Here is a 20,178-nt window from a genome sequence, read left to right on the forward strand (position 1 = left end):
TATTTACCTGCTGCGTTTATCTCGATGGCGAATACGGCCAAAGCGATATTTGTCTTGGCGTACCTGTGGTTATAGGTAAGAATGGCTGGGAAAAAATTGTTGAAGTGGATTTAACGGAAGAGGAAAAGGATGCCTTCGCAAAAAGCGCCAATGCTGTACGGAACATGAATGATGTGTTGAAAACTGACAGGTGAGGTATGGATAGGTTCCGGCCAATCCAGCATGGAATTCCCCGGTGATAAAGGAAACAACAACCCATTCCCCCGCTTTCGCTTACCTTCATTCTACTTCAAAAAAATTTTTTATGAACGACTGGAAAGAATATCAGCAAAAGAATAAAGACCGCTTTTTAAATGAATTGATCGCACTCCTGCGCATACCCAGTGTAAGTGCACGAAGCGAACACAAAGATGATATGCTCGTCTGTGCAGAAGCCATGAAGCAAAAACTGATGGATGCAGGCGTTGATAAAGCTGAGGTGTATAAAACAGCCGGCCACCCGATTGTGTATGGCGAAAAAATTATGGATGCATCAAAGCCCACCGTATTGGTATATGGGCATTATGATGTGCAGCCGCCTGATCCGCTGGAACTCTGGCACAGCGGGCCTTTTGACCCGGTGGTGAAAGACGGGAAATTATATGCCCGCGGTTCTGCCGATGATAAAGGCCAGGTATATATGCACGTAAAAGCGCTGGAAACAATGACAGCTACCAACTCACTCCCCACCAACATTAAATTTATTATTGAAGGAGAGGAAGAAGTAGGAAGCCCTAATCTTGCAACGTTTGTAAAAGAGCATAAAGACTTATTGAAAGCAGATGTAATCCTCATCAGCGATACTTCTATGTTAAGCCTCGATACGCCAAGCATGGATGTTGGTGTGCGGGGCTTAAGTTATATTGAAATTGAAGTAACCGGCCCTGACCGCGATTTACACAGCGGCGTATATGGCGGCGCTGTTGCCAATCCTATCACCATCCTGGCACAGATGATTGCCAGCCTGCACGATGAAAACAATCATATTACCATCCCGGGTTTTTATGATGATGTGGTGGAATCTTCCGATGAAGAAAGAAAGCTGATGGCAGAAGCGCCGTTTGATGAAGCAGCCTACAAAAAAGATCTCGGCATAAAAGCATTATGGGGTGAAAAAGGCTATACAACCAATGAAAGGACAGGCATCCGCCCAACGCTTGAACTGAACGGTATTTGGGGCGGTTATACGGGCGAGGGCTCTAAAACTGTTTTGCCATCCAAGGCGCATGCTAAGATCAGTTGCCGTTTAGTGCCTGATCAAAACTCGGAGGTGATAACGGAACTGCTGATTAACCATTTGAAAAAGATTGCGCCGGATTGCGTGGCTGTAAAAACAACCGTGCATCATGGTGGCGAACCCTATATGACGCCGATTGAGAGCAAAGGCTATAAGGCTGCGGCAAAAGCCATTGAAGCAACTTTTGGAAAAGCGCCGATACCGGTACGCGGCGGGGGCAGTATTCCCATTTGTTCTTTGTTTGAACATGAGCTTGGCATTAAAATTATTTTCATGGGCTTTGGCTTAGACAGCGATAACCTGCACAGCCCGAATGAAAAATACGATCTTGCCAATTATTATAAAGGCATTGAGACCATCCCGTATTTTCATAAATATTTTGCGGAGCTGTAAATATGCCTTTGCCATTAATTATCACTCTATTTTATTTTTTTATACTGCTGTTCTCCAGCAATGATTTCATTTGTGTAATGGCAACTTTATTCAATTCTATCAATCTTTCCGTTTTCGAAAATTTTTTTTGGATTAAAAGAGCATTGATACTTTCCATATTGCTCAATACCACTAATTGTTCCAGGCTTGCATAATCCCTGATGTTGCCCGGGTTTGCCGGGGTTTTGTTCCCTCCATTCTTTTGCCGCTCTTCCAAACAGAGCAACATTCAGTAAATCGGCTTCGTTGGCATATACAAAACTTGCTTGTTGTTTGGTAATTTCCTTTGGTATCAGGTTGTCTTTAATGGCATCGGTATGAATGCGGTAATTAACTTTAGCCAAAGTGCGTTGCATATTCCATTCTAATTGGTTCCGGTTGCTTTCTTCGTTTTTTAACCGTTGAAATTCTTTGATAAGGTAAAGTTTAAACCCAGCCGATACCCATGAAGCAAATTCAAAAGCGATGTCTTTATGTGCAAAAGTTCCGCCGTTTTTACCTTGTTTTGAAACCAGCCCTTTTGCGTTTGTTGCTTCAATCCATTTTGATGGGGAAAGCGTAAATGAATTGCTTCCCGCTTCGTATAAAAAGGAGTCGAATTCGACCCCTTTAAAATCAGGGTTGTTTAGCTGCTCCCAAAGCCCCAAAAACTCAATAGTTGTTCGGGAGCGCATCCAGTTTTTTACCACATCTTTCGGTTCATCATGGTTTTTATACCGGGCAATATCAGTCAACAAAATATAGTCCTGCTGATTGTCCACATACAGAACTATATCTATCTTTTGAACTGTTATTGTTTTATTCTTTGCCATAATTTTTTATATTACAATATATAAAAATTAGCGCCCACTATACTTTGGCATCAGCCTAATGTTTCTTTTGGTTTCTCGTTGTCGGGCATTAAACCAATCAACTGAACAAGAATGTTGCGAATGCCCGATGTGTTTCCGTTTGTTGCCATTTGCATACCTTGATTGAGTAACTGTCTTGCTTTGGTTGCATCTTTCCAATGATAAGAACCGAAACTTTCATTGAAGTGTTGCAAGCACTGAACGTCCATTGTATTGCCTGTTACGGCATTATGCAATTCAAAATCCAGGTGTCCGATTTCTCTTGTGAGTTCTTTCGCTTCTTTGATGTTTTTTATCTGAAAACGTATTCAACTTTCTTCTGTATTCTTCCAAATGTGCTTCTACTTGTCACATATTGTCACAGCGCAAATGCTTTTATTGTACGCTTGCCTGACAAAAAAACTTTATGCACAAAAAGAAAGCCCCGTTTAATAAAGAGGCTTTTTATGCTGCGCATAAAGCATGTCTAGTTGCAGTAAACTGTAGATGTAAAAGGCTCTGCAGAAATTTATCGAAAGGCTCTGCTGATAAGCAATTTGCAGGAAGTATAACCCATTCACATTAACAGATAAAACAACTATTTCTTCTTTTTTCTTGCGACCTTCTTGGGTGGGTTTGCCTTAAGCTCCTCAATAATTTGTTTGGCTTCTTCAACCGTTAAATCTGCAGCGCGTTCCTGTTGTGCTTTCGTAAGTTTATAATTACGCAATCCTACTTTCAGGTAGGGGCCGTAAGGGCCGCGAAGCACCTGTATTTTTTCTTTTTCAAAAACTTTAATAGTGCGCTCTTCTTTTGCCTGCCGTTTTTCTTTTATGACAGGAATGGCTTCTTCCAGCGTTATGCTGTAAGGATCGTGTTCTTTATTAAGAGAGTAAAACTTTTTATTATGCGCAATGAATGGACCGAACCTGCCAATATTTACCGTTACATCTTCATTTTCAAACTGCCCCAGCGTTCTTGGCAGCTTAAACAATTCCATTGCCTCATCGAAGCTGATGGTTTCAATACTTTGTGCAGGCTTCAGTTTTGCAAAGCGGGGCTTTTCTTCATCGTTAACATCGCCAATCTGAACCATTGGCCCGTAACGGCCCATGCGCGCCACCACTTTTTTGCCGGAGGCTTCATCAATACCTAATTCCCTTTCACCTTTTATGCGTTCCGCATTTTGAAGCGTATGCTCCACATCCTTTTTAAAAGGCTTATAAAAACCATCTACCGTTTTTTCCCATTGCTTCTTGCCTTCCGCAATTTCATCAAACTCATCTTCCAGTTTTGCAGTAAAGCCATAGTCCATTATGTCGGAAAAATATTCAACCAAAAAATCGGTTATCACCAGTCCAAGATCGGTTGGAAACAATTTGGCGCGTTCGGCGCCGGTTGTTTCATGTTCCGTTTTTTTGCTGATCGTGTCCTGCTTTAAAACCAATACACGGTAGTTCCGCAATATGCCTTCTTTATCACGCTTTTCCACATAGCCGCGTTTAAGTATGGTTGATATGGTAGGCGCATACGTAGAAGGCCGGCCTATGCCAAGCTCTTCCAGTTTCTTTACAAGCGAGGCCTCCGTATATCTTGGCGCAGGCCTGGTGAAACGTTCTATAGCCTGCATTTCATTCAGGTTTAAAGACTGGCCCACCCTTAACGCCGGCAGCATGCCTTCGGTATCTTCTTCCGTTACATCTTCTTCATCCTTATCTTCCATATATACTTTCAGGAAACCATCAAACTTTAATACTTCGCCCTGTGCTGTTAATTCCTGGTTATTGGTTGAAATGGCAATTTTAGCTGTTGTTTTTTCAAGCTCTGCATCACTCATCTGGCTGGCGATAGCACGCTTCCATATCAGTTCATATAAACGTTTTGTATCGCTGTCGTCAACGCTTGTGTTTTCAATATAGGTGGGGCGAATGGCTTCATGCGCTTCCTGCGCACTCTCATTTTTATTTTTGTATTTGCGCGGCTGCAAATATTTATCGCCGTATTGTTTGCTGATATTGGAATGAATATCATTCAGTGCCGTGTCGCTCAAATTCACGCTGTCGGTACGCATATAGGTAATGTTACCGCTTTCATATAATTTCTGTGCAAGCAGCATGGTTTTGCTTACGCTGTAGCCCAGCTTGCGGCTTGCTTCCTGCTGCAGGGTTGATGTGGTGAATGGCGCCGCCGGTGATTTCTTTGCAGGCTTTACCTGTATATCGCTTACCTTATAATTTGCGCCAACGCAGCTTTGCAGGAATGTTTCCGCATCTTCTGCGTTCTTCTGCCGGCTGCCTTCTGCTTTAAAGCTTACATTTTTATTATTGATGTCAAGCGCACGAAAGCTGGCTTCAATTTTAAAGCTGCTTACGGGCTCAAAAGCATTTATTTCCCTTTCCCGCTCTGCAATTAAGCGTACTGCAACGCTCTGCACACGGCCTGCGCTTAAAGAATTGCGCATGCTCATCTTACGCCATAAAACAGGGCTTATTTCAAAGCCAACAATACGGTCTAATATACGCCTCGCCTGTTGTGCATCTACCAGGTTCATATCAACCGTGCGTGGCTGCTGCACAGCCCTTTGAATAGCGGGCTTTGTTATTTCATGAAAAACAATGCGCTTGGTTTTTACCGGGTCGAGGCCCAGCACTTCGCACAAATGCCAGCTTATGGCTTCACCTTCACGGTCCTCATCCGTTGCCAGCCAAACTTCGCCGGCTTTTTTCGCAACGGATTTTAACTCCTTTACTACCTTTTGTTTGTCTTCGGGAATAATATAACGGGGAGAATAATTATGTTTTATATCAATGCCCATGTCATCTTTTTCAAGGTCGCGTATATGCCCGTACGAGCTTTTTACCTCGAAATCGCTGCCCAGGTATTTTTCAATGGTTTTTGCCTTTGCCGGACTTTCCACTATCAATAAATTCTTTGCCATTCACTTTAATTTTTTTGTTGACCAGCAACCGAAACGCTATAGCCTTTTTTTAATGTTCAGAGCCCGGCTGATGCGCTGCAAAATTTTGTTTCACTTATTGTTTTAAAAATATTTTCAGCAGGACCCTGAGCGCTGCAATATTAAAACAAACAAATTAAAGCCATGAAACATTGGGATAAAACTGGTTTTTGGGATAGGAAATTTGCGCTGAAGTTTACAGGCTATGTGCCACAGGCTTTATTTATTGCCTGTTTAATGTTGTTCATTTAAAAAATATTCAACAAACATTTTATTGGGCGATGGCTTTTTACTCCTCAATTTGGTTCATTATCCAATTTATCCAACCTGTTATTGTAGATGCTCGCCTGAAATATGTTGTGTCAGACCCGACTTTATATAGTCTTGCCTGCTTCATAATTTCAACAATGTTTTCCTTGCCTGGCATTTCTCCATTGTCAAGATAGGTTTTCAAAGTTTGTTTAAAAGCAGCATGAGAAATAATAAGCTTTGCAAACTCCTTTTGCCTGTCAATAAGGTTCATATTAAAAACCTGCTTGCCTTTGTTTGTTAAGAAGCAGCCAACTTGACCACTCACTGTGTCTTTGCCTACATCAACAAGCCCCAGATATTTTCCTGCATTAGAATAATAATCAGTCTGCCTTGCCACTTGTTCCTCATAGCTGTGGGCTTCCCCCTTCTATCCCTCACGCAAGAAACCGATGAAGTTTGGAAGTTATTATATTAGACTGAAATTGAATTTTTAAAAACCCATTATTCGGGATGAAAAATAAATCCTTTTGAATTTTAAATACCTCAAACTTTTCAATTTCTGAGATTTCGTAAAAATGTTCTAACCAACAAATAGCCAGTTCTTCTGTCTTGAATTCTTCCACCCAACAATTGCCTGTAGTATTATCAAATGCGACCCACAACTTTTTATCAAAAAAATACCCTTTGCTCTTATTAAAGTTTCTATTGTCTAAATTCTCATTTAGAATTTCGTTTGCAATTTTACCGCAATAAATCATAGCTACTATTTTTTCTTTTTGTAAACTCCTCTTGAAATAAATTCTATAATTCCCCTATCTCTTAATAACTGCAATTGTTGTCGAATTTTATCCTTGATAAAGTTGTTATTAGGATATTTATGCTTTAAGGTAAACTCAAATTTATAAACGTCTTCTAATCTAAATGTTTCAAAAGGAATTAAATCAACGCAATTTAAAATGTCAATTAACCATCCTCTGGACTTTTGGTTTACATTTTTCAGGAATTCGGTTTCTTTCCATTTTTTAATAACTAAATTTCGTTTGATAACTTCTGAATTTTTGACAAGAAAAATTCTTCCTAAAGAAGGTATTTTGTCTAATAAAATATTACAACCTGTCCAACCCGCTCGTCTTGCATTATCTGAAAGCGGTTTTCTTTTTTCGATAAAGTCTGAAACAAAGTAATGTTTAGGGATTATCAAAAAATCTTTAACGCACCAGTTTGATTTACTATATGTCAAAAAGAAAAAGTTAGGATTATTGTCTGCTTGAATTCTACTAATCATCGATTGATAAGCACCATCAACTATTTTCTTTGATAAAAGTCCATCCTTGCTTTTCAATTCATACTCTTGTGAACAATTTGAACAGTAAAAGTCAGCAACGGGCGAATTGTTATTAAATTGGTGTAGATTTTCGTTATTACAGTTTAAGCAAAATGAATTTTCTTTAACCCAACTTTCAGTTAGTACTCTTGAAATCTGTGAATTACTACTGTACTGGCTTATCAAATTCAAATTAAAATGCAAATCCATTATGCAGCACTTTTTAAAAGCTCATCAATTTCTCCGCGGTTTGCGCCGTCAGAATTTATTGCACGATTAGCTTTTACGATATTGATATTATATTCTTTGTATTGATCTTTGATAAAATCTGCTGATGAATTAGAAAGTAAAAATTTTATGCCCTTTTTATTGAGTTCATCGCAAGCTTTCCTAAGTTCAATTTGGTCATACATGTCCCAGCCACCTTGTACGTACCCTGTAAAATTTGAGTTTTCTGAAATAGGGTGATATGGCGGATCTAAATAAACAAAAGCTTTTTCATCCGCAAATTTCAACACTTCTGCATAGTCGCCATGCCTTATTTCTACATGGTTAGAATTAAGATATTTGCTCACAGCCTTTAAGGTCGGTTCATTAACAATATTTGGGTTTTTATACCGTCCAAATGGTGCATTAAATTCCCCTGCATTATTTACCCTGTACAGACCGTTGAAACAAGTCTTGTTAAGATATATTATCCTTGAAGCTCGTTGAACAGGTGTCAATTTCCTGAAATTATCTGTCCTGTCTAATCCACGCAATTCGTAAAAATAATCGGCTTCGTTTTTATGTCTTTTGAGGTCTTTTATTAAATCATTTAGATTATGCTTTACAACCTCATATACATTTATTAATTCGGCATTAAAGTCATTAATAATCGCATTTTTTGGTTGTAATTGAAATAAAACTGCGCCACCGCCAATGAATGGCTCTATATAATTATAAGCTGCAATATTTTTAGGCAAGAGTTTAACAATTGAAGGCATGATTTGTCGCTTACCCCCAACCCATTTTACAAAGGGAGCTATTAATTTATTGTTCTTTGCCATTCTAACTTCCCGTGATGCTAAATATTTTAGTTTGCAAGATAATCAGATTAAAGTGAACTGTCCAAATTTATTGTTCACTTATGCCTCAATAGCGTGTTAATAAGCTATCGTCTAACAATACTCAATTGTAAAACAAGCTGCGCATTGATTATTGAACATTGCGCATTGCATATTTAAAAACTAAACTTTATGTAAACAGCACTCATTAGCAATGTCTCATCAACCAATCATCCTTCTTGCCGTCTGTCAACTGTTCATTATCTTTAGCGCCTAAGCTTGCAATCATGGACAGAAGAAATTTTATCAAAAACTCATCAGCGGTAACAGCAGGAGTTACCATTTTAAATTTTCCTGTATTTGGCAAAAATGCGCCCAGCAATAAAGTTGTACTGGCCGTAATGGGCGTTAACAGCCGTGGCTGTTACCTGGCAAAATCTTATGCTTCCTTACAAAATGTGGAAGTGGCTTATATATGCGATGTGGAAGATGGCGCCATTAAAAATGGCCTGGAGGCTTTGAAGGATGTGCCGCGTAAACCCACCGTTGTAAAAGATATACGTAAACTGGTTAAGCAAAATGACTTTGATGCATTGGTGGTGGCTGCGCCCGACCACTGGCATACGCCGGCTGCTGTTTTAGGCGCACAAAACGGCAAACATGTATATGTGGAAAAACCCTGCGGCCAAAACCCGCATGAAGGTGAGCTGGTATCGCAGGCATATTTAAAATATGGCAGGCATATTCAAATGGGCAACCAGCGCCGCTCCATGCCTACATTAATAGAAGCTGCCAGGCTTATAAAAGAAGGCATTATTGGCAAAGCCTATTTTGCAAAAGCCTGGTATGCCAATAACCGTGTATCCATCGGTACCGGCAAAGTTATTCCGGTACCTTCCACATTGGATTGGGATTTATGGCAGGGCCCTGCGCCACGCAAAGAATTTAAAAATAATGTTGTGCATTATAACTGGCATTGGTTCTGGCATTGGGGCACCGGCGAAGCCTGCAATAATGGTACGCATGAAATTGATTGTTGCCGCTGGTTTTTAGGGCTTGATTATCCTACTAAAGTTACATCCGGCGGCGGCCGTTATGCATTTAAAGATGATTGGGAAACCACTGACACGCAGGTGGCCTCATTTGAGTTTGGGCCGGATAAAGCTATAACATGGGAAAGCCGCAGTTGTAATAATTATCCTGTTGAAGGTGAAAGCCGCGGCTTTATTATTTACGGCGATGGCGGAACACTGGTAAATGATGGCGGCGGCGGTTATAAAATATTCGATACAAAGAATAAGCTGGTAAAAGAAGGCAAGACAGCTGTAACGGCAGAAGCGAACAATCTCGTAAGCTCAACAGGCAATCTTGATTTATATCATTTCCAGAATTTTGTTGATACGGTAAGAGGCGATGCAAAACTTAATTCGCCGGTTAATGAAGGCAGCAAATCTGTATTGCTTTGCCATCTGGCAAATATTGCACAACGCAGCGGCGGTGTTTTGCATTGTGATCCTTCCAATGGCCGTATCCTTAATAATCCTGAAGCCATGAAGTTGTGGCAACGGGAATATGAAAAAGGATGGGCGCCTGTTGTTTAGCAGCGATGCCTTCGCTGGTTTTGCGACCAACGATGGCGATTGTATGATGAATGATATTTTGATTATGCAACTTCTTGTTGGTAACAACACCAACAAGGGCGGAGATTGCAAAATTGCATGGAAATAGTCAAACGCCAATCTTCTCATTCACCACTTTTAATATCCCGGCTTCCAAAGCAATGGCTTTGCTTTCTATCTCTTTTCCCTTTGCAACGATATCTTCAACAAAACTTTTATCATCGTAACCGGCTGCATTAATACGAACATTCATAAAAGCGCCCATTACGGCGCTGCGGGCACATAAGGCGCCAACGCCGGCATCTGAAACAGAATTCGGGTTGCCGGTTTCGGCCATCGCTTTTATTACCTGCATGCTTTCATAAGCCAGTTGCATTACTGTAAACGGCACTTCAATGGCAAATTTTGTGGCCTCCTGAATGGCTTGTGTACGCACCTGCTTTTCTTCATCGGTTGCCTTTGACAAACCCATGGCAGCCATTATTTGCCTGAATGCTTTTGTATCGGCATCAACCAGCTTCATCAATTCATTTTTATATTGCTGGCCTTTATCTGCCCAGTCGCTGAATTCCTTCCAGCGTTCATCCCACCCTTTTTTGTGCGATGAAAGATTCGCTACCATTGTTGCCAGTGAAATGCCTAATGCGCCAATATATGCTGATATAGATCCGCCGCCCGGCGCCGGGCTTTCACTGGCTGTTTCATCAGCAAAATCTGTAAGCGTTGTATGGATGAGCCTGCTGTCTTTTGCATCTTTCAGTAAATACTCAATTATTCTTTCATCCGGTTTGAAAGGCGCCAGTTCATCCAATCCCATTGACTTTATGGCAATGCGCACCAGTTCTTTTTCAGCAACGCCGGTTGAGCGTTTTTGCTTCCCTAAAAAATATTTGCCGGCATCAATCATGGATTGCAGCGGCACGAGGCCAACCAGTTCGCTGCCTGTAACGCGAATGCCACGTGCATCCGCTTTTTTACATACTTCATCAAAGGCAATATGCAAAGGTGTAATGCCAATGTTGGTTAAGTTCATGGAGATTTGCGCAATGCCATACTCTTCAATAAACCATCCGATGGCTTTTACACTTTTCAGGCTGCCGGGCATAGTAACGGGCTTGCCGTTTTCATCCAAAACAGGTTTGCCATCTGCTGTTTTGGTTCGGCCTGCTTCACGTACATCAAAGGCAATGGCATTGGCCCTGCGCGTTGATGTTGTGTTGAGGTTTACATTGTAGGCAATTAAAAAATCCCTTGCGCCAATAACCGTTGCACCGCGTTTTGCATCAAACTCATTTGGCCCAAAATCAGGTTGCCATTCAGGCAATTTTATCTTCTTGAAAAAACCTTCATATTCACCGGCGCGGATAATGGAAAGATTGTGGCGCAGTTTATTTTTTTGTGCGTGTTCATACAGGTAAACAGGAATTTGCAAATCATCACCCACCATTTTGGCAAGCTGTTGCGCATATCCGGCGGTTTCATCCATTGTTATATTGGCAACAGGTATTAACGGGCAAACATCTGTTGCGCCCATGCGCGGATGCTCGCCTGTATGTTTGCTCATATCAATTAATTCGCCTGCTTTTTTAATAGCTTTAAAAGCAGCGGCGATAACAGGTTCAGGTTCGCCAACAAACGTTACAACAGTTCTGTTGGTAGCTTTGCCGGGATCAACATTTAATAACCGCACACCTTCAACGCCTTCTATTTCATCCGTTATTTGCCTGATGATATGTAAATCCCTTCCCTCGCTGAAATTGGGAACACATTCAATGATTTGATGCATAAACCTCTTTACATTTTTTTATGTTCTGAAATGAAGGTAAGCCATTCATTTCAGCTTAACCGAGCTTTTTCACAAAAAGGTTTTCAAACTGAAAACAATTATTACCTTTGAACAGTGAATATCATTGCTAAAAAGGCGGTGCTTTATTATATTGAAAAATATCCCATAGCCAGGGTTTCTTTGCTGGCATGGTACAATGAATTCCTGAAACAGAACTTCAAAAATTTCAATGAATTAAAAATTGTATATGGAAATGCAAGCCTTATATCAAATGGCAGAATTATTTTCAGCATAAAGGGAAATGATTTCAGGCTATTGGTTTCTGTAAATTTTAAGCAATTGGCAGCTTATATTATTTGGTTCGGAACACATAAGGAATATGATAAAATAGACGCAACAAGTATTGAGTTTGACGTAAAAATCTTAAACTATAACATAAAATGAACTGGAAAGTAATAAAAACAGAAAGCGCATATAAAAAAGCGGTAAAACGTGCCATGGAAAATTTTCAGGTAAAAGATAATACGCCGGAAGCTGATGAACTGGCGCTTTTACTTGTTTTAATAAAAGATTACGAAGACAAAAATATCCGGATACCGCAAGTGGATCCTATTGAAGTAATCAAGCTGAAAATGGAAGAGCGTGGCATGAAAGCAAAAGACCTTGAACCAATCATCGGCAGTAAAGGGCATGTGTCCTCTATTTTATCAGGAAGAAGGGAGATTACGCTGAAAATGGCGCAGCGGTTAAAAAATTATTTTCAACTGCCTGCTGAAATATTCCTGCATTCAGCTTAGCAACTGTCTAAAAACGATTCAAGTAATTTTGCATTTTTAGTCTCCGACCGCCCGAATGAATCCGCTCAGGCGGGGATTATGCAGCTATAGTGCGCAAGGGATAAATTAGTGAATAATATTTCTTTGCCAGACCTCACCCCCAACCCCTCCCGAATGGTCGGGACAAGTTCTCCAAAGGAGAGGGGAGCTAAAACCGAACAACACAAAATCACTTTTTTACACCTTGCAGAGTATAGTTGTTTAAAAATGTTTTTAATCTGCGCTTGACCTGCGGGAACATATTATGGTGAATAACAATTTTAGACAGCTTCTCAGGCAAACCAATTCTCCACCAGTTCATCCACCACAATATCTTTTTCTTTTTTCTTATAAAATACCATTCCCAGCATCATGATCATGCTGGTTACAATCACCACAAAGAACAAAATGCCACTGTGCAGTTTTTCAGGATGACAGGATGCAGGTATTTTATAAAACAATACAATAGTGATCAACCCTCTCGGGATAAAGAATACTTCGGGATATATGCTTTCTTTTAAAAAATCACGCAGGTAAATAAAACGGATCACTAATAAAATAATAACGATCATGCCACCTACAAGCGCTATATTGAAATCAAATATGGCATGTATGTTTATAGAATAATTAAAAAGAATAATGCCGAGCATATCGGAAAAGGAAGCTTCATAAACAAGAAATTATTTTTTCCTTTCTGATAAATGGTGCAGGCTTGGGATTACAATAGAACTGCTCATAATGGAAAGCGGTATGGCATATACAATACAATCCCGCACCGGCTGATGCAGTAAAAAATACAAGGCGGCGCTTACAGCACGATCATCACCAAACCTATTGAGCCAAAATATTCCACCAGATGTTCCAGTACAGGGATTGCCATTCGTTGGCGTTGGATATTTCACGCAGCATAATGCCGGCCGCCAGCAACAATACAGACGGCAGCTTTATATAATTTGAAACGATGGAAAACTGGTATGAAACAACAATTACACCGCTTAATAAGATCAGCATCCATTCAGGAGAAAAATTGCCATGCTGCTTAACGGGCTTTATGGCCTTGCATATATGTTAAGTTGTTTGAAATGCATGATAAACGGAGGGAGGCATTTTCATGCGCGCGATGATTTGGCCGGCAGGGTTTTAATATGCAGGCAACAACATAAGCTATGAATGCATGCTAAAAAAAGATACCGGTTACATAATGGAAAGTTTTTTTCATCGCTCATTTCATTATATTAGTGTATTGTGTTTCGTTTTTTTAAAAGCATTGCGGGCGGCAGGTATTGTTTTTTCTTCCATGCTATGGTTGTTTTGGCAGGCGTATGCTTATTTCCCCGATACGGCAGCAGCCAGCTGCCCGATTATCATGTACAGCAATTTGATTATTCATCTGGTATAAGGCCGGGAAACATTATAGCGCTAAGCAAAGACAGCAAAGGCTTTTTATGGATATTATACAGTCACAGTGTACAGCGTTTTGACGGCAGCGGCATAGTTGATTTTAAGCCCGGCTTTAATCTTGAAAATATTTTATGTGATAATAAAGGAAGGCTTTGGGTTAATTCGCGCAGGCAGGTATTTTGTTTCAATGAAAATAAACAGGCTTTTGAAGAAGTGCCGGTAATTTCCAAAGACAGCGTTAACAGGTTTGGCTCCTTCTTTTTATTGCCCGGCAAGCCGGTAATGCTTGCATCGCGCAGTGCAGTGTATGTTTACAATGAAGCCGCAAAAAGCTTTGTTGCTTCAAACATTAGTATGCCTGTGCCTCCGCCATATAATGCGGCCAATTTTATCAGCTACCGCAACAGTATTTTTTTTCAGCGGGGCGATAATATTTACCGGTACAACGTTTTTACCGGGAGTGCAGACAGCATTAAAAATATCAACCCACAATTTATTTATCCGCTCAATGAAGACAGCGCCATTGTAAGTTCCTGGAACAATATCAGCTATTGGAACAATTTTATCAGCCGCAGGCGTTCAGAAATAATTACTCCGGCAATAGCTGGGCCCGGCACTGCAAAATATCTGAATGTGCAGGATGTGAAACAGGTAATGCCCGGCCGCTATCTTATTGCTTCTTCGGCAGGCCTGTTTCAGTATGATAATATGAATGGCGCCTTTCTTCCGCTTCATATTTATGAAAACGGAGAGCAAAAGCTTACGGCTGGTTACACCAGTTACCTGTATATAGACCCCGATAATTTTGTATGGATGATCACCGGAAATGGCATCAACCGGTTTCCCTTAAGCGGCCAGTCGTTTGGCCTGTTGCGCATGAACAAACAGGAGCTTAACCTTCCGCCCACTGTTGATAACATACGCGGAATAACAGGCGATGGGGAAAATAATTTCTGGCTGGCAAGCGCCAACGGGTTTATACACTGGAACAGGAAGGATAATAGCTGGAACATATACCTGCCGGAGGAAGGCCGCGGGGATAGGCTGGCCTATCCTGCTGTAAGAGGCATAGCCTGGGATGGGCGGTATGTAATATTAGCGCCCGGCAATCTTGGTATATGGCTATTTAACCCGCTTACCAAAAAATATAAGCGCCCTTATTATGAAAATGACAGCACAAAAAATATAAGCGAACAGGACCTGATGGATGCTGTTGTCACCCTGCAAAACGGCAATCATGTTATTACAGGAAAAGATGCGCTTTATGTGCTTGATGGTAAAACATATACCCTGAAACGTTTACACACACCGGCTTCTGAAGAAAACACAAATTTTTGTTTTCAAACGCCGGATGGTTTTGTGTAGCTTGCCACACAAGAAGGGCTGCACCTTTTTGACAGTAATATGCACTATGCAGCACGGCTAAAACTTCCCGGCAGGCTAAGGCTGGTAAGATCCGGGTTTGCTATGGCTGACAACCGTTTTTTATTTACGCGAAGCGATGGCTTATACATCGCCTCACATACCGGCAATATCGTGCTGATAAAAAAGTATTCGAATGTATTCGACAATGTGTATATAGCATCGCTTTACCAGGATGAAAAAGGGATTATATGGGCCAGTTCCGATAATGGCATTTATAGTTACGATACGCTGGATAAACGGTTGAACCTGTACGATTACACAGACAATGTACAGGGATATGGCTTTAACTCCAATTGCTGGTACCGCAGCCAAAACGGTACTTTGTTTTTTGGCGGGGTTAATGGCCTTAACTATCTTAACCCTGAAAAAATGAGCCCGCAGAACGACCATCTTAAAGTGTATATTTCGTATATAAAGCTGTCAAACGATTCCCTGGTGTACAATATTGGCAGCGTTCACAATATTCCATACAATGAGCGGTCGTTTGAAGTGGGTTTTGCAGCGCCTTACTATAATAATGCAGGCAAAGTTAAATACCGTTACCGGCTGGTAGGCTTTGATACAGCGTGGAACAGGCTTGGAAATAATAACCTGTTGCGTTTTACAGGCCTCAGACCGGGCGAATATGTGCTGCAGGTGCAGGCCAGCATTAACAATGCAGACTGGGTAAGTGCGCCCGCAACCCTTGCATTCAACATCAATGTTCCGTTTTGGCGAAATAAATGGCTTATATTATCAGCGCTGGCGCTTTTTATAACACTGTTGTTTTTACTTATAAGAAATAGAAACAGGCGCCTGCGCATAAAGCAGGAAGAACTGGAAGCAGAACAGGCAATCAACCATTTTGCATCCAGCATGTACGAACAGCAATCGGTAAGAAATGTATTATGGGATGTGGCAAGAAACTGCATAAGCCGGCTGCGCATTGAAGACTGTGTAATATACGAGCTGGATGAAACAAGGCAGGTTTTATGCCAGGTGGCAGCCTATGGCAATAAAAACACTGAAGCATTTACCATTGCAGCGCCCATGGAAATACCGGTGGGAAAAGGCATAACGGGTTATGTAGCCCAAACCGGCCACCCAGTCATCATAAAGAATACGCTTAAAGATGAAAGGTATATTGTGGACGATAAAAGAAGGCTCTCGGAAATTACTGTGCCTATTATTACAGAAGGCCGTGTTTTTGGCGTGATTGATTGCGAACACTCAAAAAAAGCGTTCTTTACTCAAAGGCACCTGCATATACTGCAAACAATTGCTTCCTTGTGCGCCAGTAAAATAATTAAAATAAAGGCAGAAGCAGAAAAGGCGGAAGCAGAAAAATCATTGATGGAAGCAAAGCAAAAAATGGCAGATGTGGAAATGCGGGCGCTGCGGGCGCAAATGAACCCGCATTTTATTTTCAATTGCCTTAATTCAATTAACCGGTACATTGTGAAAAGCGACCAGGCTACTGCATCACTCTACCTTACACGGTTTGCAAAACTGATAAGGCTTATTCTTGATAACAGCAATAACCAGTCCATCACCCTGTCCAGCGAGCTGGAAGCGCTGAAATTATATATTGAAATGGAAAGCATCCGTTTCGAAAAACAATTCACCTATACCATTACAATAGACAAAGAAGTTTGTTCAGACAGCTTGTTTGTGCCGCCGCTTATTATTCAGCCTTATGTAGAAAATTCTATATGGCATGGCTTATTGCATAAAGAAGAAGCAGGGCATCTCTCCATCCACCTTTCCATCAGCAATCAGGCATTGCAATGCAGGATAGAAGATAATGGCATTGGCAGGCAGCGCGCCATGGAATTAAAGAGTAAATCTGTTTCATCTAAAAAATCTTTGGGCATGAAGCTTACAGAAGACAGGCTGGCTTTATTAAACACGCACGTGCAATTTGACGTTTCTGTTGAAATAAGCGATCTTAAACATACAGATGGTACCGCTGCGGGCACAAGGGTGATAATTATAATGCCTGTTGATCAGTAAATAAAAATATAATGCTATGATAAAAGCAATTTTAATAGACGATGAAAAAAATGCACTTGAAATGATGGAATGGCTGTTAAGAACCTACTGTCCACAGGTTACAATCGCGGCCATGTGCAATAATGCAGAAGCGGGCATTGAAGCCATTTACCGGTATAAGCCCCAGGTGGTTTTTCTTGATATTGAAATGCCCAGGATGAATGGGTTTTCTATGCTGGAACAATTTGATAAATTGTTTTTTGATGTAGTGTTCTGCACGGCTTATGACCATTTTGCCATTAAAGCTTTCCGGTACAGCGCCGTGAATTATTTATTAAAACCGGTTGATCCGGACGATCTTAAGCAAACCATTCAGCGCATAGAAGAAAAATCGTCTGTGCCTACAAAAGAACAGTTTCAACTGCTGCTGCAGCAAATAAAACAGCCGGTAAAAACAACCCCGCAACGGATTGCGCTTACCACAGGCGATGGATTGACATTCGTGCCCATTTCTGAAATAATATATTGTGAAGCAGAAAGCAATTATACCAGTGTGGTGCTTGCCGGCGGAAAAAAAATACTGGTGTCCAAAACATTGCGGGATATAGATGAAGCTTTAAGCGGAGATGATTTTTACCGGGTGCACAGTTCCTATCTTATTAACTTAAACCGCATTAAAAAATTTGTGCGCATTGACGGCGGCCATCTCATAATGGATAACGATGCCACCATTCATATTTCCAGGAGCAGGAAACAGGAATTTATGGAAATGTTTTCCAGGTTTTAACGTGCGTTCAGGTTTTAATGTATTCCGGCCGGCCCGCTATGCGGGCCGGCCGGAATACATGCTATTGAATCCAGTAAGGCTTTTTCACTCCGGCTCTCACTGCCAGCTCGCTTACCGGCATGGATATCATCCTGCCAACAGGCTGCATGCCCCTGTACGTGATCACTTTTAATTGTGTTGCTTCTTTTGGAATGGTTAATGGCTGCGTGTATTTTGGATAAAACCTGTCAGGATAAGAATTGTCGAAGCTGTAATATATATCCAAACCGTTCACTTCATTTTTTAGTGCAACCGTAAAGCTGCTGTCGCCGGTTTTGTTTACAATAAAATCAGGATCGTACATGCTGGGCGCGTATTTCACTTCCGCTACATTAAAGCGCCTGAACTGCGCTTCTACGCGGCGCACAAAATCATCCCAGTTCTTGCCTTCATTTGGCGACCAGGTATCTTCCGCCACCGCAAATGCACGGGGCCAGGTCATGTATTCTACCTGGCGGTAATTGTATATCTGCTCCGTCCATAAATTAGCCTGTGCGCCAAGCACATATTGTTGTTCGCCAGCAGATAAGCCGGCCGGCATGGGATCGAAGCTGTACACTTTGCTTAAGCGCAAAGAGGCGTACACATGCGGCTCCATAATGAGGTCGCTTTGCATGTAATCAAGATATACAAATTCTGTGGGGCTCATCACTACATTATGGCCCAGTTTTGCGGCGGCCACGCCGCCATTGGGCACAGGTTCTCCGTTTAAAGGTGCATTGCCATCATGCGCACCGCGCCAGCTCATTACAGCCGCGTTGGGCGCAAGGCCGCCTTCCAGTATTTCATCCCAGCCCATAAATCTTTTGCCTTTCGATTCAACGATTTTTTCAAGCCTCTTGCTGAAATAGCTCTGCACTTCTTCCATCGTTTTCAAATTTTCTTTCTGCATCAAAGCTTTTATGGCATCGCTGCTTTCCCAGAAGGTTTTAAAGGTTTCATCGCCGCCCATGTGCATGTATTCAAATGGAAATAACTGTGCAATTTCTCCTACTACCTTATCAAGAAACGCATATACATTTTCATTGGCCGGGCAAAGGTTATCATCATATATGGCCGAATGGGTGTCCCAGTCTTTAATAGGCTCGCCCGATGTAACGCCGATATTTTTTACGCCGCCGGAACAGGAAAGTTCAGGATAAGCTGCTATGGCTGCCATGCTGTGGCCGGGCACATCAACTTCGGGTAAAATATTTACAAACCTTTCCTTTGCATACTGAACAATTTCTTTGATATCATCCTGTGTATAGAAGCCGCCATTGGTTCTTGGCTCGCCGGGAGATGGCGGTGCAAATGTGCCAAACAGCCCCACCCGATTAGCGCTCCAGGCACCCACTTCCGTTAGTTTAGGCAGGCTTTTAATTTCAATGCGCCAGCCTTCATCATCGGTTAAATGCCAGTGCAGCAGGTTGAATTTATATTTAGCCATCTGGTCAATGTAAGCCTTCACTTCCTCTTTGGTAAAGAAGTGGCGCGATACATCGAGCATCAGGCCCCGCCATCCAAAGCGCGGATGATCTGTTATTTCAACACAGGGCGCCTTCCACTCAGCCCTGCTCACCAAAACACTGTCTTCAATTTCCGCCGGAAACAATTGCAGCAATGTTTGCACACCATAAAAAAGACCGGCCGGTTTATTGGCCTTAATGAGGATGGATGCAGGCTTAACAGAAAGCTGGTAACCTTCGCTGTCAAGCAGCTTATCTTCTGTTTTATTCAGCTCAAGCTTAATAATGGCCGTGGCTGCGTTTTCTGTAAACGAAACCTTGTAGCCTGTAGGAATAGAAAACCTTTCCTGCAATTGCGCAGCAGCCTGTTTAAGCGTTGTTGTTTTGGCAATGCTGATGGTTATATTTTTTGGCAGTGTAAAATAGCCTGCTGCTCTTGCAACCTTTACCGGTTGCGGCACGATGGCAATGTCAGCATCCGTTTGCGCAAAAACAACAAGGCCCGTAAAAAAGAAGGTGATGAATAAAACTGTTTTTTTCATTCGTAAATGTTTGATTTTTTAGTGATCTCATGAACCTGGCTATGTACATCCCCTGGTGTCAGAGAAATGATCATGCCCGGTTTCGTTTGAAGAAATTGTATGCGCTAAAAATAGCGCTAAACAATTATTTGTTTAGAGAATTTTTTGCGCTCGCCTTACTTGTTAATGATATCAGTTTTGTGTTTTTATCAGAAGCTGTTTGATTTTTTTTCGCACGGAGGTCATAGAG

General features: G+C 41.5%; 17 protein-coding genes and 1 pseudogene. 8 read left to right on the plus strand and 10 right to left on the minus strand.

What is annotated here, in order from left to right; translation table 11 throughout:
• Nucleotides 1-194, plus strand: a pseudogene (locus tag QM629_RS16630) (malate dehydrogenase); the annotation flags it as partial.
• A gap of 110 nt (nucleotides 195-304) precedes the next feature.
• On the plus strand, nucleotides 305-1,669 hold the full coding sequence (locus tag QM629_RS16635; protein ID WP_415161016.1) for a dipeptidase: 1,365 nt from the start codon (nucleotides 305-307) through the stop codon (nucleotides 1,667-1,669).
• 86 nt (nucleotides 1,670-1,755) lie between these two features.
• Here QM629_RS16635 and QM629_RS16640 read toward each other — a convergent pair whose 3' ends face one another.
• The 6 genes from QM629_RS16640 to QM629_RS16665 form a co-directional block, all read right to left on the minus strand.
• On the minus strand, nucleotides 1,756-2,520 hold the full coding sequence (locus QM629_RS16640; protein WP_415161017.1) for a KilA-N domain-containing protein: 765 nt from the start codon (nucleotides 2,518-2,520) through the stop codon (nucleotides 1,756-1,758).
• Nucleotides 2,521-3,136: 616 nt separating this feature from the next.
• Nucleotides 3,137-5,476 (minus strand): type I DNA topoisomerase, encoded by a 2,340-nt coding sequence (gene topA / locus QM629_RS16645; protein ID WP_415161018.1) that lies wholly within the window; start codon nucleotides 5,474-5,476, stop codon nucleotides 3,137-3,139.
• Between the two features lie 307 nt (nucleotides 5,477-5,783).
• Complete coding sequence (locus QM629_RS16650) at nucleotides 5,784-6,143, minus strand: hypothetical protein (protein ID WP_415161019.1); 360 nt, start codon at nucleotides 6,141-6,143, stop codon at nucleotides 5,784-5,786.
• A gap of 37 nt (nucleotides 6,144-6,180) precedes the next feature.
• Nucleotides 6,181-6,504, minus strand: a complete 324-nt coding sequence (locus tag QM629_RS16655) for a hypothetical protein (protein WP_415161020.1) — start codon at nucleotides 6,502-6,504, stop codon at nucleotides 6,181-6,183.
• A 5-nt stretch (nucleotides 6,505-6,509) separates the two neighbouring features.
• Entirely contained in the window at nucleotides 6,510-7,280 is a 771-nt protein-coding gene (locus QM629_RS16660; RefSeq protein WP_415161021.1) for a DpnI domain-containing protein, read from the minus strand.
• A complete protein-coding gene (locus tag QM629_RS16665) occupies nucleotides 7,280-8,119 on the minus strand; it encodes a DNA adenine methylase (protein WP_415161022.1) in 840 nt (279 codons plus the stop codon). Before QM629_RS16665 ends, QM629_RS16660 begins: the two co-directional genes overlap by 1 nt.
• 284 nt (nucleotides 8,120-8,403) lie before the next feature.
• On the opposite strand from QM629_RS16665, the gene QM629_RS16670 reads away from it, so the two are divergent.
• Complete coding sequence (locus QM629_RS16670; protein ID WP_415161023.1) at nucleotides 8,404-9,717, plus strand: Gfo/Idh/MocA family protein; 1,314 nt, start codon at nucleotides 8,404-8,406, stop codon at nucleotides 9,715-9,717.
• A 127-nt stretch (nucleotides 9,718-9,844) separates the two neighbouring features.
• Here QM629_RS16670 and ftcD read toward each other — a convergent pair whose 3' ends face one another.
• Nucleotides 9,845-11,521, minus strand: a complete 1,677-nt coding sequence (gene ftcD / locus QM629_RS16675; RefSeq protein WP_415161024.1) for a glutamate formimidoyltransferase — start codon at nucleotides 11,519-11,521, stop codon at nucleotides 9,845-9,847.
• A 114-nt stretch (nucleotides 11,522-11,635) separates the two neighbouring features.
• Between ftcD and QM629_RS16680 the strand changes: the two genes are divergently transcribed.
• Both QM629_RS16680 and QM629_RS16685 read left to right on the plus strand, forming a co-directional pair.
• Entirely contained in the window at nucleotides 11,636-11,965 is a 330-nt protein-coding gene (locus QM629_RS16680; protein WP_415161025.1) for a type II toxin-antitoxin system HigB family toxin, read from the plus strand.
• Nucleotides 11,962-12,318, plus strand: coding sequence for a helix-turn-helix domain-containing protein (locus QM629_RS16685; protein WP_415161026.1), 357 nt, complete (start codon nucleotides 11,962-11,964; stop codon nucleotides 12,316-12,318). The genes QM629_RS16680 and QM629_RS16685 overlap by 4 nt, the downstream gene beginning before the upstream one ends.
• A gap of 311 nt (nucleotides 12,319-12,629) precedes the next feature.
• Here the strand turns inward: QM629_RS16685 and QM629_RS16690 are convergent, their stop codons facing one another.
• Together QM629_RS16690 and QM629_RS16695 are read right to left on the minus strand one after the other, a co-directional pair.
• Nucleotides 12,630-12,986, minus strand: a complete 357-nt coding sequence (locus QM629_RS16690; RefSeq protein WP_415161027.1) for a hypothetical protein — start codon at nucleotides 12,984-12,986, stop codon at nucleotides 12,630-12,632.
• 181 nt (nucleotides 12,987-13,167) lie between these two features.
• Complete coding sequence (locus QM629_RS16695; RefSeq protein ID WP_415161028.1) at nucleotides 13,168-13,347, minus strand: hypothetical protein; 180 nt, start codon at nucleotides 13,345-13,347, stop codon at nucleotides 13,168-13,170.
• Nucleotides 13,348-13,581: 234 nt separating this feature from the next.
• Here QM629_RS16695 and QM629_RS16700 point away from each other — a divergent pair, with 234 nt between their 5' ends.
• The 3 genes from QM629_RS16700 (at nucleotide 13,582) to QM629_RS16710 (ending at nucleotide 17,920) form a co-directional block, all read left to right on the plus strand.
• On the plus strand, nucleotides 13,582-15,102 hold the full coding sequence (locus QM629_RS16700) for a ligand-binding sensor domain-containing protein (RefSeq protein WP_415161029.1): 1,521 nt from the start codon (nucleotides 13,582-13,584) through the stop codon (nucleotides 15,100-15,102).
• A gap of 102 nt (nucleotides 15,103-15,204) precedes the next feature.
• Complete coding sequence (locus tag QM629_RS16705) at nucleotides 15,205-17,154, plus strand: histidine kinase (RefSeq protein WP_415161030.1); 1,950 nt, start codon at nucleotides 15,205-15,207, stop codon at nucleotides 17,152-17,154.
• Between the two features lie 16 nt (nucleotides 17,155-17,170).
• The gene (locus QM629_RS16710; RefSeq protein ID WP_415161031.1) at nucleotides 17,171-17,920 is read left to right on the plus strand and encodes a LytR/AlgR family response regulator transcription factor; all 750 of its coding nucleotides are present in this window, start codon (nucleotides 17,171-17,173) and stop codon (nucleotides 17,918-17,920) included.
• A gap of 61 nt (nucleotides 17,921-17,981) precedes the next feature.
• On the opposite strand, the gene QM629_RS16715 is transcribed toward QM629_RS16710, so the two are convergent.
• Nucleotides 17,982-19,949 (minus strand): beta-N-acetylhexosaminidase, encoded by a 1,968-nt coding sequence (locus QM629_RS16715; protein ID WP_415161032.1) that lies wholly within the window; start codon nucleotides 19,947-19,949, stop codon nucleotides 17,982-17,984.
• Nucleotides 19,950-20,178 lie beyond the last annotated feature (229 nt).

This window comes from Parafilimonas sp., from assembly GCF_047606085.1.
GTDB lineage: Bacteria > Bacteroidota > Bacteroidia > Chitinophagales > Chitinophagaceae > Parafilimonas.

Coding starts and splice junctions, on each gene's coding strand:
- QM629_RS16635 (WP_415161016.1), top strand. CDS start 305: ATGAACGACTGGAAAGAATATCAGCAAAAGAATAAAGACCGCTTTTTA.
- QM629_RS16640 (WP_415161017.1), bottom strand. CDS start 2,520: ATGGCAAAGAATAAAACAATAACAGTTCAAAAGATAGATATAGTTCTG.
- topA (WP_415161018.1), bottom strand. CDS start 5,476: ATGGCAAAGAATTTATTGATAGTGGAAAGTCCGGCAAAGGCAAAAACC.
- QM629_RS16655 (WP_415161020.1), bottom strand. CDS start 6,504: ATGATTTATTGCGGTAAAATTGCAAACGAAATTCTAAATGAGAATTTA.
- QM629_RS16660 (WP_415161021.1), bottom strand. CDS start 7,280: ATGGATTTGCATTTTAATTTGAATTTGATAAGCCAGTACAGTAGTAAT.
- QM629_RS16665 (WP_415161022.1), bottom strand. CDS start 8,119: ATGGCAAAGAACAATAAATTAATAGCTCCCTTTGTAAAATGGGTTGGG.
- QM629_RS16670 (WP_415161023.1), top strand. CDS start 8,404: ATGGACAGAAGAAATTTTATCAAAAACTCATCAGCGGTAACAGCAGGA.
- ftcD (WP_415161024.1), bottom strand. CDS start 11,521: ATGCATCAAATCATTGAATGTGTTCCCAATTTCAGCGAGGGAAGGGAT.
- QM629_RS16685 (WP_415161026.1), top strand. CDS start 11,962: ATGAACTGGAAAGTAATAAAAACAGAAAGCGCATATAAAAAAGCGGTA.
- QM629_RS16690 (WP_415161027.1), bottom strand. CDS start 12,986: ATGCTCGGCATTATTCTTTTTAATTATTCTATAAACATACATGCCATA.
- QM629_RS16695 (WP_415161028.1), bottom strand. CDS start 13,347: ATGCTGATCTTATTAAGCGGTGTAATTGTTGTTTCATACCAGTTTTCC.
- QM629_RS16705 (WP_415161030.1), top strand. CDS start 15,205: ATGGCTGACAACCGTTTTTTATTTACGCGAAGCGATGGCTTATACATC.
- QM629_RS16710 (WP_415161031.1), top strand. CDS start 17,171: ATGATAAAAGCAATTTTAATAGACGATGAAAAAAATGCACTTGAAATG.
- QM629_RS16715 (WP_415161032.1), bottom strand. CDS start 19,949: ATGAAAAAAACAGTTTTATTCATCACCTTCTTTTTTACGGGCCTTGTT.